The organism is Streptomyces sp. SudanB5_2050 (assembly GCF_964272335.1).
GTDB lineage: Bacteria > Actinomycetota > Actinomycetes > Streptomycetales > Streptomycetaceae > Streptomyces > Streptomyces rochei.
Genome location: NZ_OZ186760.1, coordinates 1,388,301 through 1,402,390 on the forward strand (window position 1 = coordinate 1,388,301; position 14,090 = coordinate 1,402,390).

The 14,090-nt window shown below is 75.1% G+C and carries 15 protein-coding genes and 1 pseudogene; 6 read left to right on the forward strand and 10 right to left on the reverse strand.

All coding sequences use genetic code 11. From position 1 onward, the window contains the following. The 4 genes from ACFZP7_RS06065 to ACFZP7_RS06080 all read right to left on the reverse strand — a co-directional run bounded on the left by ACFZP7_RS06065 (position 1) and on the right by ACFZP7_RS06080 (position 5,786). Positions 1–2,994, reverse strand: coding sequence for an AAA family ATPase (locus tag ACFZP7_RS06065; protein WP_385634034.1), 2,994 nt, complete (start codon positions 2,992–2,994; stop codon positions 1–3). Beyond that, positions 2,991–4,154 (reverse strand): exonuclease SbcCD subunit D, encoded by a 1,164-nt coding sequence (locus ACFZP7_RS06070; RefSeq protein WP_385634035.1) that lies wholly within the window; start codon positions 4,152–4,154, stop codon positions 2,991–2,993. The genes ACFZP7_RS06065 and ACFZP7_RS06070 overlap by 4 nt, the downstream gene beginning before the upstream one ends. A gap of 107 nt (positions 4,155–4,261) precedes the next feature. Further along, positions 4,262–4,888: a YigZ family protein gene (locus ACFZP7_RS06075; protein ID WP_030976350.1), complete on the reverse strand. Its 627-nt coding sequence runs from the start codon at positions 4,886–4,888 to the stop codon at positions 4,262–4,264. Positions 4,889–5,075: 187 nt separating this feature from the next. Continuing rightward, positions 5,076–5,786 (reverse strand): hypothetical protein, encoded by a 711-nt coding sequence (locus tag ACFZP7_RS06080; RefSeq protein ID WP_385634036.1) that lies wholly within the window; start codon positions 5,784–5,786, stop codon positions 5,076–5,078. Between the two features lie 149 nt (positions 5,787–5,935). Between ACFZP7_RS06080 and ACFZP7_RS06085 the strand changes: the two genes are divergently transcribed. Both ACFZP7_RS06085 and ACFZP7_RS06090 read left to right on the forward strand, forming a co-directional pair. Further along, positions 5,936–6,343 carry a CoA-binding protein gene (locus ACFZP7_RS06085; RefSeq protein WP_019327569.1) on the forward strand — a complete coding sequence of 136 codons (408 nt, stop codon included), beginning with the start codon at positions 5,936–5,938 and terminating at the stop codon, positions 6,341–6,343. Between the two features lie 103 nt (positions 6,344–6,446). Next, positions 6,447–6,599 (forward strand): annotated as a pseudogene (locus ACFZP7_RS06090) (4-hydroxybenzoate 3-monooxygenase); the annotation flags it as partial. A gap of 8 nt (positions 6,600–6,607) precedes the next feature. Here the strand turns inward: ACFZP7_RS06090 and ACFZP7_RS06095 are convergent. Beyond that, on the reverse strand, positions 6,608–6,967 hold the full coding sequence (locus ACFZP7_RS06095; protein WP_019327570.1) for a metalloregulator ArsR/SmtB family transcription factor: 360 nt from the start codon (positions 6,965–6,967) through the stop codon (positions 6,608–6,610). A gap of 68 nt (positions 6,968–7,035) precedes the next feature. On the opposite strand from ACFZP7_RS06095, the gene ACFZP7_RS06100 reads away from it, so the two are divergent. Beyond that, on the forward strand, positions 7,036–8,091 hold the full coding sequence (locus ACFZP7_RS06100; RefSeq protein ID WP_385627826.1) for a cation diffusion facilitator family transporter: 1,056 nt from the start codon (positions 7,036–7,038) through the stop codon (positions 8,089–8,091). 3 nt (positions 8,092–8,094) lie between these two features. Here the strand turns inward: ACFZP7_RS06100 and ACFZP7_RS06105 are convergent, their stop codons facing one another. The 3 genes from ACFZP7_RS06105 to ACFZP7_RS06115 all read right to left on the reverse strand — a co-directional run bounded on the left by ACFZP7_RS06105 (position 8,095) and on the right by ACFZP7_RS06115 (position 10,198). Then, positions 8,095–8,652 (reverse strand): YbaK/EbsC family protein, encoded by a 558-nt coding sequence (locus tag ACFZP7_RS06105; protein ID WP_385634037.1) that lies wholly within the window; start codon positions 8,650–8,652, stop codon positions 8,095–8,097. Between the two features lie 43 nt (positions 8,653–8,695). Beyond that, positions 8,696–9,268, reverse strand: coding sequence for a helix-turn-helix domain-containing protein (locus tag ACFZP7_RS06110; RefSeq protein WP_019327573.1), 573 nt, complete (start codon positions 9,266–9,268; stop codon positions 8,696–8,698). A 126-nt stretch (positions 9,269–9,394) separates the two neighbouring features. After that, on the reverse strand, positions 9,395–10,198 hold the full coding sequence (locus ACFZP7_RS06115) for an acyltransferase (RefSeq protein WP_029393799.1): 804 nt from the start codon (positions 10,196–10,198) through the stop codon (positions 9,395–9,397). Positions 10,199–10,317: 119 nt separating this feature from the next. Between ACFZP7_RS06115 and ACFZP7_RS06120 the strand changes: the two genes are divergently transcribed. Then, complete coding sequence (locus ACFZP7_RS06120; RefSeq protein ID WP_030976342.1) at positions 10,318–10,854, forward strand: gamma carbonic anhydrase family protein; 537 nt, start codon at positions 10,318–10,320, stop codon at positions 10,852–10,854. Between the two features lie 60 nt (positions 10,855–10,914). On the opposite strand, the gene ACFZP7_RS06125 is transcribed toward ACFZP7_RS06120, so the two are convergent. Together ACFZP7_RS06125 and ACFZP7_RS06130 are read right to left on the reverse strand one after the other, a co-directional pair. Beyond that, entirely contained in the window at positions 10,915–11,538 is a 624-nt protein-coding gene (locus ACFZP7_RS06125) for a DedA family protein (RefSeq protein WP_046249867.1), read from the reverse strand. Positions 11,539–11,646: 108 nt separating this feature from the next. Continuing rightward, a complete protein-coding gene (locus tag ACFZP7_RS06130; protein WP_019327577.1) occupies positions 11,647–12,084 on the reverse strand; it encodes a DUF4442 domain-containing protein in 438 nt (145 codons plus the stop codon). An 85-nt stretch (positions 12,085–12,169) separates the two neighbouring features. Between ACFZP7_RS06130 and ACFZP7_RS06135 the strand changes: the two genes are divergently transcribed. Continuing rightward, on the forward strand, positions 12,170–13,018 hold the full coding sequence (locus ACFZP7_RS06135; protein WP_385634038.1) for a hypothetical protein: 849 nt from the start codon (positions 12,170–12,172) through the stop codon (positions 13,016–13,018). Between the two features lie 37 nt (positions 13,019–13,055). Beyond that, complete coding sequence (locus ACFZP7_RS06140; protein WP_137960724.1) at positions 13,056–14,081, forward strand: hypothetical protein; 1,026 nt, start codon at positions 13,056–13,058, stop codon at positions 14,079–14,081. The last annotated feature ends 9 nt before the right edge of the window (positions 14,082–14,090 follow it).

The window sequence follows — 14,090 nt, forward strand, 5'->3', positions numbered from 1 at the left end:
TCAGCCGGTGCCCCGTTGCCGCAGCACGGAACCGGTCCGCCCCTTGACGACCTCCAGTTGGGCGTGGACGCGCCTGCGGAGGTCGGCGACGTGGCTGACGATGCCGACGCTGCGGTCCCGCTCGCGCAGCGCGTCGAGGACGTCGAGGACCTCGTCGAGGGTCTGGTCGTCGAGGCTGCCGAAGCCCTCGTCGATGAAGAGGGTGTCCAGGCGCACTCCGCCGGCCTCGTCCGTGACGACGTCGGCGAGGCCGAGCGCGAGGGCGAGCGAGGCGAAGAACGTCTCGCCGCCGGAGAGCGTGGCCGTGTCGCGCTCGCGGCCGGTCCAGGCGTCGACCACGTGCAGACCGAGGCCGCTGCGCCCGCGTCCGGCGCGGTCGTCGGAGTGGACGAGGGTGTAGCGGCCCGAGGACATGCGCCGCAGTCGCGCGGTCGCGGCGGCGGCGACCTGTTCGAGACGGGCCGCCAGCACGTACGACTCCAGCCGCATCCGGCGCTCGTTGACCGCCGAGGTGCCCGCGGTGAGGGTGGCGAGGCGGGCGACGCGGTCGTGCTCCTCGCGCAGCGGGGCGAGCCCGCGCGCGGCGGTGGTGGCGCGGGCGGACAGCCGGTCCAGCTCGGCGCAGCGCCGGACGGCGGCGTCGCGTGCCGATACGGCGTCGCGCAGCCGGCGGTCCGCGTCGGCGGCGGCGCGTTCCGCCGCGGCCGGGTCGGCGGGCGGGCGCCGGGCCGCGGCGGCGGTGTCGGCCTCGGTGAGGACGGCGCGGACGGCGGCCTCCTCCGCGTCCCAGGCGTCGAGCCGGCGCCGCAGTTCGCGGTGGGCGTCGTCGGTGAGGAGTGCGGCGGCGGCTTCGCTCGGGGTGGCGAAGCCCGCGCGGAAGGCCGCGTCGGCCAGGCGGGCGTCGGCGTCCTTGAGCCGCCGCGCGGTGTCCTCGGCGTTCCGGGCGGCGTCGGCGGCCTCCGTGAGCAGCGCGGCGCGGCACTCCAGCTGGGCGGCCCGGGCCGCCACGCTGCCGGCGGTGCCGCGGACCCGGACCAGTTCCTCCTCCAGTGCCGCGCGTTCCGTCTCCAGCCGTTCCCGGTGGGCGACCCGGGAGGCGGCCCGGACGGCCGCCTGCTGCTGGGCCGCGATCCGCCGCTCCCGCTCCCGCTCCGCCCCGCGCAGCTCCTCCTGGGCGGCGTGCAGCCCCGAGGCGGCCGTCCGGGCGTCCGCGTACAGCCGCTCCAGTTCCTCGGTCTCCTCGGCGAGCCGTGCGGTGGGCGCGTCCCCGGCCTCCGCCGTGGCGGCGGCGAGCGCCTCCCGTACGGCGCTCAGCCGCCGTTCGGCGTCCGCGCGGCGCTCGTCGGCCTCCTGGTAGCGCGCCAGCGCGCGCTCCTCCGCCTCGCGGTCGACGTGCCCGGCGATCTTCCGGGCGGGGGCCGGGTGTTCGGTGGCCCCGCACACCGCGCAGGGCGTGCCGTCGGTGAGGTCGGCGGCGAGTTCGGCGGCGATGCCGCTCAGCCGCTGCTCCTTGAGGTCGAGCCAGTGGGCTCGGGCCTCGACGGCGCGCTCGGCCGCGTCCAGCGCCCGCCGCGCGGTCTCCTCGGTGTCGTGGGTGAGCCGGTCCCGCTCCCGGGCCGCGGCCAGCCGGCGCCGCGCCGGGTCGCGCTGCACGGCGAGCTGTTCGGCACGGGTCGCGGCCTCCTGGGCGTCCTCGACGCGGGCCTGGAGCCGGTCGCGGGTCTGTTCCCAGCCGGCCAGCCAGGCTTCGGCCTCGTGCAGGGCCTCCTCGTCGGCGCGTTCCTGGCGGTCGAGACCGGCGCGCTCCTCGGTCAGCTCGGCGAGCCGCCGCTCGGCCCGCCGGGCCGCGTCGAGACCGCCCAGCTCCTCGGCGGCCCGGCGCGCGGCGGCGGCGAGGCCCGTCGCACCGGCGTCGGCGAGGTCCTGCGGGAGCAGGGCCCGCGCCTGTGCCTCGGTGTCCGCCGCCCGCCGGTGCTCGGCGTCGGCGGCGTCCCGCAACTCCAGGGCGGGGGCCACCGCTTCGGCCTTGCGGCCCCGCTCCATGCGCTCCTGCGCGGCGCGGTGGACGTCGGCGCGCTCGGCCAGCCGCCGCGACCGCTCCGTCGCCTCGGCGAAGCGCCGCTGCAGCCGGTCCAGCTCCCGCACCCCGGCCAGGTCGCGCTCGGCGGCGGCGTGGACGGATTCCGCGGCGGCGAGCCGGCTGTCGGCGACGGCCAGCAGCTCCCGGGCCGTGGAGCGGGCGACGGCGGCCGCGCCGAGCACGGCGTCGGCCAGGCCGGGCTCGCCCGGGGCCAGCTCCGGCAGCTCCATGGTGTCGCCGGCGGCCTGCTGCATCCGGTGGGCGTCGGCCAGCAGCGCGGCGTCCCCCTCACGCACCCGCGCCTCGGTGGCGCGACGCCGCTCGGCGAGGTACTTCTCGACCTCGGCGAAGCGCCGGGTGTCGAAGAGCCGGCCCAGCAGCTTGCCCCGCGCCTCGGCGTCGGCGCGCAGGAAACGCGCGAAGTCGCCCTGGGGCAACAGCACGACCTGGCAGAACTGCTCGCGGCTCATGCCGAGCAGCTGGGTGATCTCCTCGCCGATCTCCTGGTGGGAGCGGCTGAGGTCCTTCCAGGTCCCGGCGCCCGCGTCGTACTCGCGCAGCAGGCTCTGGGCCTTGTCGACGGTGGTGCCCCGGCCGCGCAGCTTGGGCCGCTCCCACGGCGGCTGCCGGGTGACCTCCAGCCGCCGTCCGGCGACGGTGAGTTCGAGGCGCACCTCGGTGCGGGTGCCGACGGCGGCGTGGTCGCTGCGCAGGCTCATGCCCTGGCCGCTCTGGCGGGCGCCGGGCACCGAGCCGTAGAGCGCGTAGCAGACGGCGTCCAGGACGGAGGTCTTTCCGGCGCCGGTCGGGCCGTGGAGCAGGAAGAGCCCGGCCGCCGACAGGTCGTCGAAGTCGACGCTCTGCGATCCGCCGAAGGGGCCGAAGGCGGTGATGTCCAGCCGGTGCAGCCTCACCGGGCCACCTCCCGCAGGGTCTCGTCGGCGCGCACCGCGTCGAAGGCGTCCCGCAGCACGGTCCGTTCGTCGTCGTCGGGGCCGGCGCCGCGCACATGGCTCACGAAGTCCTCCGCGATCTGCTGGTCGCTGCGGCCCGCGAGCCGCCGCGCGTAGGACACCGCCGGGTCGTCCGGGGCGCGCTCGGGGTCGAAGGCGAGGCTCAGGGTGTGCGGGAAGCGGTCGGTGATCCGGGCCATGGGGTCGGCCGGGCGGACCGGGTCGGTGAGGGTCGCCTCGACCCACGCCTCCTCGTGCGCGGTCAGCTCCGGATCGGCGAGCAGTTCGTCCAGGGTGCCGCGCAGCCGGGCCAGCGGACGCGGCACCGGGCAGTCGACGCGTTCGGCGGTGACCTCGCCCGCGGCGTCCAGGTCGACGATCCAGGTGCTCTTGCGGTGCGCGGCCTCCGAGAAGGAGTACGGCAGCGGGGAGCCGGAGTAGCGGACGCGCTCGGTGAGGGTCTGGCAGCCGTGGAGGTGGCCGAGCGCCACGTAGTCGACGCCGTCGAAGACGCCGCGGGGCACGGCGGCCACGCCGCCGACGGTGATGTCCCGCTCGCTGTCGCTCGGCTCGCCGCCGGTGACGAAGGCGTGCGCGAGGACGACCGACCGGGTGCCCGGCGCGCGGCCGGCGAGGTCGGCCCGCACCCGGTCCATGGCGGCGGCGAGCACGGCCTCGTGTCCGGGCTTGTCCACGCCGAACTCGGTCTTCACCAGGGCCGGTTCGAGGTAGGGCAGTCCGTAGAAGGCCACGTCGCCGTGCGCGTCGTGCAGCACCACCGGGGTGCCGCATCCGGCCGGGTCGGTGCGCAGGTGGATGCCGGCGCGGTCGATGAGTCCGGCGCCGACGCCGAGGCGGCGGGCCGAGTCGTGGTTGCCGGAGATCATCACCGTGGGCACGCCGAGGGCGGCGAGGCGGTGCAGGGCGTCGTCGAACAGCTCGACGGCGGCGAGCGGCGGGACCGCGCGGTCGTACACGTCCCCCGACACGACCACGGCCTCGACGTCGTGCTCGCGCACGGTGTCGACGAGGTGGTCGATGAACCCGGCCTGGGCGCCGAGCATGTTCACCCGGTGGAACGCCCGGCCCAGGTGCCAGTCGGAAGTGTGCAGCAGTCGCATGAGCCCCGAGACTAACGGCAGGGTCCGACAGCCCGGGTGGTTACTCCCGTTTCGCCCGGGACCAGCGTCCGCACGGTGTCCGTTACGCGCCTTTCGCCCGTGCTTGGTCAGGCATCCGCGTACGCCTCCCCGCCCAGCTCGAACCGGGCCGAGCCGGCGGTGGCGTCCGCGAGCCAGCCCCGGAAGGCGTCGACGTCGGCCTCGGGGAGGCCGATCTCGATGGTGACGGCCTCGGCGTAGCGGACGTCGCGGACCGCCCGTCCCGTCGTGCGCAGGTCGTTCTCGAGCTTTCCGGCCCGCTGGTGGTCGACGGTCACGGTGGCCAGGCGGAACCGTCGCCGGGTGAGGGTGCCGAGGTCGTCCAGGGCCTCGCCGACCGCGCCGCCGTAGGCGCGGATGAGCCCGCCCGCGCCGAGCTTGACGCCGCCGTAGTAGCGGGTGACGACGGCGACGACGTACCGCATGTCCCGGCGCAGCAGCATCTGCAGCATGGGGACGCCGGCGGTGCCGCCGGGCTCGCCGTCGTCACTGGCCTTCTGCACGGCGGCGTCGGCCCCGATGACGTACGCCCAGCAGTTGTGGGTGGCGTCCGCGTGCTCCTTGCGCACGCCCGCGATGAACTCCTGGGCCTCCCGCTCGGTGGCGGCCGGGGCGAGGGCGCACAGGAAACGGGAGCGGTTGATCTCGGTCTCGTGCACACCCGCGCGGGCGACCGTGCGGTACTCGTCCTGCATGCGGCCAGCCTATGCGCTCACCCGCCGCGCCCCTCGGCCCGGTCGTCGCGGCCGGGGGGCGGCGGGCCTCCACGGGTCTCGGCGGATCTCGGCGGATCGGCGGATCGGCGGATCGGCGGATCGGCGGATCGGCGGACCTCGACGAGGCTCAGCGGTCTCGGCGGATCGGCGGATGCCGGCGGGAGGGTCAGTCCGGAGCCCCGATGTCCCGGGTGAGGTGGAGGCCGAGGAACCGGTCGGCGTGGGCGAAGGTCTCGAACCGGGCTCCGTCGGACAGGTCCGGATCGGTCTCCACCGCGCGCAGCACCCCCAACACCCCGGGGGCGTCCACGTCGTCCTCCCAGGCGGCCCGCAGCCGGTCGCGCACCGCGCCGGGGACGGGGCGCGAGGGCCGCCTCGCCCAGTCGGCGACCGCGCGGCGCCACCGGGCGAGGGTGTCGCGGGCCTCGCCCAGCGCGGTCGCGTCCAGCCGTACGCGCGCGTGGTGGCTCTGTGCCAGCAGGGCGAGGCGCAGGGCGTCCGGATGGGAGAGATCGGGTGCGGACGGGGTCACGGGGGCCACCGCGACCACCGTTCCCTCCGGCACGGTGGCGCCCTCCCCCACGACGTGCACCGTCTGCCCGGTGCGCGGACCCGCGGAGCCGACGTCCTCGAACGGCCGGATGCCGAGGGCTTCCGCCTCCTCGCGCAGGCGGTGACCCCCGTCCGCGCCGGATCGCAGCGCCCAGGCGGGCGTGCCGTCGAGTTCCAGGGCCCGCACCAGCAGGTCGGCGACGAGGAGCACGCGCAGACCGGTCGTGCCGGGGCCCGGCGGGTGGGCCAGGACACGGGTCGGCCCGCGTCGGGCGGGGGCGGCGGGGACGGTACGGCCCGTTCGGGCGTCGGCGATGCGCAGCACGGGGCGAGCGTAGGCGGGGCGGGGGCGCGTCGCACCGGGGCGCGCTCACCCGTCCCGGCCTCGCACTGGGGAATCCCGGGGCGGTGCGGTCCGTTGATCGGTGCGAAGGCCCGGCACGCGGGCCGTCCGGGAGTACGAGGAGGCCGCCGGTGTACGGCGACGAGGCAACGGTCCGCAAGATCCTCACCGAGCTGGGCGACACCTGGGCCGTGGTCGGCCTGTCGTCCAACCGGCAGCGCGCGGCGTACGGGGTCGCCGAGGTGCTGCGGCGCTTCGGCAAGCGCGTCGTGCCGGTGCACCCCAAGGCGGAGACGGTGCACGGCGAGCAGGGTTACGCCTCCCTCGCGGACATCCCCTTCGAGGTGGACGTCGTGGACGTCTTCGTCAACAGCGAGCTGGCCGGAGCGGTGGCCGACGAGGCGGTCGCGAAGGGCGCCGCGGCGGTCTGGTTCCAGCTCGGCGTGATCGACGAGGACGCCTACGAGCGGACGCGGGCGGCGGGCCTGGAGATGGTGATGGACCGCTGCCCCGCCATCGAGATCCCGCGCCTCGGCTGACGCCGGCACTCCCCCGTCCGGGCCCGACCCGCCCCTCGGCCGACGCCGAGGCGGCCGGCCCTTTCCCGGCTCTCCCCGCGGGCCACGCACGCCGCCATCCGGGATCGACTGCCTGGTCCTGGAGACGGGGACCTGTGCCTCCATCGAGGGGCGCCCGCGCGCCGAGGTCATCGAGGAACGGGCCGTGCGGGGCCTGGAGCGGCGCGGCCCGGCCCGGTTCCTGCTGGAGCGGGCGCAGCGGCACACCGCGTTCGAGTCCGCCGGTCAGTCGTGCGGCGGCCGGTCGCGCAGCCGGTGGTCGGCCACGCTCAGCGCCTCGCCGACCAGCCGGCGCAGGTGCCCGTCGCGCAGCGCGTACACGACCCTGCGGCCCTCCTTGCGGGTGCTCACGAGCCCGGCGAGCCGCAGCCGGGCCAGGTGCTGACTGACCGCCGGCCGCGCCGCCCCGCACTCCTCGGTGAGGGTGGTGACGTCGGCCTCGCCGTCCATCAGGGCGTGCAGCAGGGCGAGGCGGGTGCGGTCCCCCAGGAGGGCGAGGAGTTCGGCGGCGAGCGCCAACTGCTCCTCGCCCGGCGTGCGCGGGTGCGCGTCGTCCGCAGGTGACAGGTGCATGCGTGCGCTCATACGCACATAATGGCTCCGTGGGCGTCCGGCGTCCACCCACCGCACCGGCACACCGGAAGGGGCACCCCGTGAGCGACCCGCACCGGCACCACCACGATCACCACCGCTCTTCCCACCGCCGTCACGACGGGACGGGCGCCCGCCGGTGGCACCGTCTCGCGCACCGTCTCACCCCGCACTCCCACGAGAGCGCCGGCAAGGTGGACCGGGCGTTGGAGTCCTCGGCGCTGGGGCTGCGCGCGCTGTGGGTGTCGCTGGCGGTGCTCGGTGCGACGGCGGCGGTCCAGGCGGTCGTGGTGGTGGTCTCCGGGTCGGTGGCGCTGCTGGGCGACACGGTGCACAACGCGGCGGACGCGCTGACGGCCGTACCGCTGGGCGTCGCCTTCGTGCTGGGCCGGCGCGCGGCCACCCGGCGGTTCACCTACGGCTACGGGCGTGCGGAGGATCTGGCGGGCATCGTCGTCGTCCTGGCCATCGCCGCCTCCGCGGTCCTCGCGGGGTGGACGGCGGTGGAGCGGCTGCTCGATCCCCGTCCGGTGGCGCACCTCCCGGCGGTGGCCGGGGCCGCCCTGGCCGGTTTCGCCGGCAACGAGTGGGTGGCCCGGTACCGCATCCGCGTGGGCCGGGAGATCGGCTCCGCCGCGCTGGTCGCCGACGGGCTGCACGCCCGCACGGACGGCTTCACGTCACTGGCCGTGCTGCTGGGCGCGGGCGGGGCGGCGCTGGGATGGCGGCACGCGGACCCGGTCGTCGGGCTGGCGATCACCGCCGCGATCGCGCTGGTGCTCCGCGACGCGGCCCGCGAGGTGTTCCGGCGGCTGATGGACGCCGTCGACCCGGATCTGGTGGACCGTGCCGAGCGGGCACTGGTCCAGGTCCCCGGCGTGCGCGGGGTGGGTGAGCTGCGCCTGCGCTGGATCGGGCACCGGTTGCGCGCCGAGGTGGCGCTGGTGGTGGACGGCGAGGTGACGGTCCGCCGGGCCCACCGCATCGCCGTCGAGGCCGAGCACGCCCTGCTGCACGCCGTGCCCCGCCTCACCGCGGCCCTGGTCCACGCCGACCCGGCACCGGCGCCCGGCGAGGCCGACCCGCACCTGCCGCTCGCCCACCACACCACCGGGTGAGCGTCAGGCGACGCCCAGCCCGTCGAGGACCACGGCCCCCGGCAGCTCCGCGAAGGCCTTGCCCGGCACCAGCAGCTTGCCGCGCCGGCGTCCGCTGCCGACGAGGACGTACGGCAGGTCGACGACGGCGGAGTCCACCAGTACGGGCCAGTCGGCGGGCAGTCCGACCGGGGTGATGCCGCCGTACTCCATGCCGGTCTCGCCGGTCGCCGTGTCCATGGGGGCGAACGACGCCTTGCGGGCGCCCAGATGACGGCGCACGACTCCGTTGACGTCGACCCGGGTGGTGGAGAGGACCACGCAGGCCGCCAGGGTCGTGCCGCCGCCCCGCTTGCCGGTGACCACCACGCAGTTGGCGGACTGTTCGAGCAGCTCAGGGCCGTAGTGCTCGACGAAGGTGGCGGTGTCGGCCCACTCCGGCGCGGTGTCGACGTAGACGATCTGGTCGGCCGGGACGCTGCCGTGCCAGTGGCGCACGGCGTCGGCGACCGGGCGGGTCAGTTCGTCGAGGACGTCCGGGGCGGGCTTGGCGCTGTCGAAGTTCCCGATGGGTGCGTGCATGGCCGCACGCTAACAACGGCGGGGGCCTCGGTGAACGGCCGTCTCAGCGGACGGGCGGCACCGAGACCGCCATGATCATCTCCATCGGCTCCTCGCCCTCGTTGCCGTAGGTGTGCGGGGTGTCGGACTCGAAGGACGCGCTGGCCCCCGCCGGGACGCGGTGCGCCACGCCGTCGACGGTGAGCGTCAGCTCCCCGGCGGTGACGTGCACCAGCTCGACCGTGCCGGTGGGGTGCGGGTCGGACGGGCTGCTCTCGCCCGGCATCAGCCGCCACTGCCACATCTCCAGCGGGCCGGGTGCCTCCCTCCCGGCGAGCAGCCGGCTGAAACTGCCGGCGTCCGTGTGCCACAGCCGTACCGCCTGCTCGGCGGGGACGACGCGGACGGTGGGGCCCTGTTCCCAGTCGAGGAGGGTGGTGATGCTGACGCCCAGGGCGTCGCCGATCTTCACCACCGTGCCGAGGCTGGGGTTGGTGCGGGCCTGCTCGATCTGGATGAGCATGCCGCGGCTGACGCCGGCCCGCGCGGCGAGCGCGTCCAGGGTGAAGCCGCGCTCGGTGCGCCAGCGCCTGACGTTGCGCGCCAGGGACTGGGTCAGCAGGTCGAGGTCCGCCACGTTCCGTCCATGCGTTGGTTCACTGGTTCGGACGACGCGGTGCGGGCCGTGGACCGCCGCCGGCCGTCCGAAGGTTCACCGCACTGTACTGCGGGGCGCCCGCGACCACGGCGGGCACCCGAACGCTCAGCTCTCGCCCGCCGGTTCCGCCAGTCTCCGCGCCGGCTCCGCGGGGTCGTCCAACTCGGCGAGCCGGGCCACCGCCTCGTCGTCCAGCTGCGACAGTGCCCGGAGCTGACCGGGCGTGATCCCGTCGGGTATCGGCACCGGCGCCGGGGTCCGCAGGGGTGGCTGCCAGCCCTCGTCGGGCGTCCAGCGCCGCACGACGCGGGCGGGGGCGCCCGCCACCACGGCGTGGTCGGGGACCGTGCCCCGGACCACGGCACCGGCGGCGACCACCACGTTCCGTCCGACGCGGGCGCCGGGCAGGATCACCGCGCCGGTGCCGATCCAGCAGCCGGGGCCGATCTCCACCGGGTCCATCCGCGGCCACTGCTTGCCGATGGGCTGGTGCGGGTCGTCGTAGGAGTGGTTGGTGGAGGTGACGTAGACATAGGGGCCGAAGTAGCAGTCGCTGCCGATGGTGACCGAGGTGTCGGCGATGACGTGGCTGCCGCGGCCGAGGACGACCCCGTCGCCGATGCGCAGGATCGGTTCGGGGCCGAGGTCGAGGTCGGGCATGAGCCCGGCGGTGAGGGTGACCTGCTCGCCGATGATGCAGTGGGCGCCGACGTGGATCCAGGGCTCGCCGAAGACCGTGCCCAGCGGGAAGGCGAGGCGGGTGCCCGTGCCCAGCGCGCCGAAGCGGAAGCGTCCGGGGTGGGCGGCGGTGACGGAGCCGGTGCGCTGCACCCAGGCCCAGCCCGCGTGGACGGCCCGCTGCGCGAGGCGGGTCCGCCAGGACGGGGTCGAGTTCTTGCGCTTCGGCACCCGCTCACGGTAGTCCGCGCGCCCTGCGGCCATGAGGCGGGAGCGCTGTGATCTTCACCCCACCGGGTGGCGTACGGTGCCCCTACATCACCGGGGCACCACCCGAGCAGGAGGCGAAGATGACGCGGCAGGCGCTGATCACGGGCATCGGCGGCAGGGAACCGAAGGTGGACGCGGGAGCGTTCGTGGCTCCGACGTCCTCGGTCGTCGGCGATGTGACGCTGCACGCCGGGACGAGCGTCTGGTACGGGGCGGTGCTGCGCGGCGACGTCGAGCGGATCACCGTCGGCGCGGACAGCAACGTCCAGGACAACTGCACGCTCCACGCCGACCCCGGCTTCCCCGTCGCCGTCGGGGAGCGGGTGTCCATCGGGCACAACGCCGTGGTGCACGGGGCGACCGTCGAGGACGACTGCCTGATCGGCATGGGCGCCACGGTCCTGAACGGCGCGGTGATCGGCGCCGGGTCGCTGGTGGCCGCGCAGGCGCTGGTGCCGCAGGGGATGCGGGTGCCGCCGGGGTCGCTGGTGGCGGGGGTGCCGGCGAAGGTGAAGCGGGAGCTGACGGAGGAGGAGCGTCAGGGGGTCACGCTGAACGGCACGATGTACGCGGCGCTGGCCGAGGAGCACCGGGGAGCGGTGGGGGGCGGTCTGTAGGAGGCCGGTCGGGGGGCGCGCCCGGCCGGGCGCGCCGTTCGCCGCGCTCCGGGGGCGCTCCTACTCGGCGGCGGGGAGGGGCTGGGCCTTCTTCGCCTTGCGCTTGAGGACCAGCATCGAGGCGATGCCGATGGCCACCGCCAGCACCAGGCCCAGCCAGGAGAAGCGCTTCAGCCACGACTCGGCGACGACGCCGACGTAGTAGATGACCGCGGTGGTGCCGCCCGCCCAGACGATGCCGCCGAGGACGTTGGCGATCAGGAACTTCCAGTACGGCATCCGCAGCACACCGGCGAGCGGTCCGGCGAAGATGCGCAGGAGCGCGACGAAGCGGCCGAAGAACACGGCCCACATGCCCCACTTCTGGAAGGACCGTTCCGCGGTGGCGATGTGGCCCTCGCTGAAGTGCCTGGGGAACTTCCTCCCCAGCCAGGCGAGCAGCGGCCGGCCGCCCTTGCGGCCGATGGCGTACCCGATCGAGTCGCCGATCACCGCGCCGGCGCTGGCGCAGGCGCCCAGGACGAGCGGGTCGATGCCGCCGTGCTGGGAGGAGAGCAGGGCCGCCGAGACCAGGATGATCTCGCCCGGCAGCGGGATGCCCAGGCTCTCCAGACCGATGACGAGCCCCACCACGGCGTAGACCGCCACCGCGGGCACCGTGTCGAGCCACTCCTGGACGTGCAACGCCACACCCTCCGATTCGCGTCCCCGCGGCTGGGTCCGGGTGGGCTCCGCCGCTTCCCGGGTCGCCTCGATCGAGGCGACCCGGGAAGCCTACCTGTTCAGCGCGTGTCAGCCGTTGGGACGCAGGGTCCAGGTGACGGTCATCTCACCGGTGACGGCGCCGTCCTCCCGCTGGATGGCGACACTGACCGGGAATTCGGGACGGCTGCCCGCGTCCAGTTCCGCCACCACGTCGGCGATCGGGCGGCCGAGCGTGGCCGTGGCCGTGACCGGACCGAGCGCGATCTTCTTGAAGGCGATCTCCGCGTTGACCGGCAGCGGCACCGCCCGGGAGAGCTGGTCGCCGAAGGCCGCCAGCACGATCGCGCCACTGGCCGACTCGCCCAGCGTGAACATGGCTCCGGCGTGCGGTCCGCCGACGTGGTTGCGGTACTCGCTCTGGTCGGGGAGGGCCAGCACGGCCTTCTCCGGTGTGGTCTCCAGGTACGCGAGGTTCAGGGTCCTGACCATCGGCACCGTGGCGGCGAGCAACTCGCCTATCGACATCTGGTCTGCGCTCATGACCGAAGGTTACCCACGAGTAGCATCCGAGGGCCAGGCACCCGGCATGATCGCCGTATGCTTGCCGGCCATGTGGCCAGGACAACAGCCGCCCGCGGACACCGGGCACTCCCCCGCGTTCCCGGGTGGACCGCCGCCCGGCGGGCGCGGGGGCGGCAGCCGTACGACGGTGGTGGCGGTCGTGGCCGCCGCGGTGGTCGTGGCCGTCGCGGCCGTCACCGGGACGGTCCTGCTGCGCGGCGGGGACGACCGGGCCGACCCCGCTTCCGCTCCGTCCGCGTCCGAGGCCGACGACCCGGCGGACGGCGCGGAGGGCCCGCGGCCGACCGTGGCGGGCTGGCGGGTCGTCACCAACCCCGACCTCGGCATCGCCTTCGACGTGCCGGACTCCTGGGTGCCGAAGGCGCCCACCTGGGTGACGTACGTGGCGGAGAACGACGACCCCGACGACAAGCCCCTGGTGGCCATGAGGGCCCCGGCCGTCCTCCAGGAGCAGTGGTGCGCGGCGGACAGCGACCGGGACGGCCGGCTCGACCACGTCCCCCTGGCCGGTGCGGGCACCCGGGGCGAGGACGGGGCGCGCGGTACGGAGGAGATCGCCCGGAAGAACGCGGCGGCCTGGGTCTACGGGGCCTTCGCCCAGCCGGCGCGCGACAAGGTGACGACGGGACCGGTGTCCTCCTTCACCACGTCCTCCGGCATCGCGGGCAGTGTCGCCACCTCCCGGTCGTCCGGGGTGGAGAAGCGGGACAAGTGCGACGTGGACGGCAAGGCCACGACGTTCGCCTTCGAGACCGCCGACGGCGACCTGGCCTCCTGGTCGTTCTACGGTGCGGCGGACGTCGCCGACGAGGTGCCGGACGGCACCGTCCGGAAGATCCTCTCCACCGTTCGGTACGTCCCTGACAAAGGGCAGTGACCGAATCGTGTCCTCGGCGGCATTAGGGTGACTGCTCATGTGGCCAGGACAGCAGCCGCCCGGGGGCGAGCAGAACCCGCAGAACAATCCGTACCAGCAGCCGGGGTACCAGCAGCCGAATCCGTACCAGCAGCCCGGCTACCAGCAGCAGCCCGGGGCGTACGGGCAGCAGCAGTGGAGCACTCCGCAGCCCGTCACCACCCCGATGCCGGCCTCCGGCGGCAGCGGCGGCGGTGGCGGGAACCGGACGAAGCTGGTCGCGATCGTCGCGGCGCTCGCGGTGGTGGTGGCCGCCGGAGTCACCGGCTTCCTGGTGCTGGGCGGTGACAAGGACGACCAGGCCGACGACGGCAAGGACCCGAAGCCGACGGCGACCGCGACGGAGGGCACGTCGCAGTCCCCGACCGCCGACCCGAGCGCTTCCGGCTCCGGGGACAACCCGCGCGGCGGCGGCGAGCTGGAGGCCACCGTCGAGGGCTGGCAGGTCGTCGCCAACCCGCGCTTCGGCACCATGTTCGACGTGCCGGCGGACTGGGAGCTGGACAGCACCGACACCAGCGTCGGTTTCGAGTGGGACGAGGACGGCAAGACCGACCGCACCACCGTCACCGCCCCGGCGTACCTCAAGTCCGAGTGGTGCACGACGGACGAGAACAAGGACGGCCGCAAGGAGAGCACCGCCCTCGCCACCGCCGGCACCCGCGGGGAGAACGGCGCCAAGGACGCGACCATGGCGGCCGAGACCCGGGTCCCGTGGTGGATCTACGGCGGTTACACCCAGCCGGACAAGAAGAGCGTCAAGTACGGCAAGGCGAAGGCGTACAAGACCGCCTCCGGTCTCGAGGGCAGCGTCATCACGGCGCACTCCGAGGGCACGCCCCAGAAGGGCAAGTGCGACACCGAGGGCAAGGCGATCACCTTCGCCTTCAAGAACGGCGCGGGCGACTTCGTCACCTGGAACCTGTACGGCGCCAAGGGCGTCAAGGAGGAGGTGCCGGAGGCGACGATCCAGAAGATCCTGAGCACCGTCCGCCTCACCGAGGAGCCGCCGACCGAGTCGTAGGCACGCGGC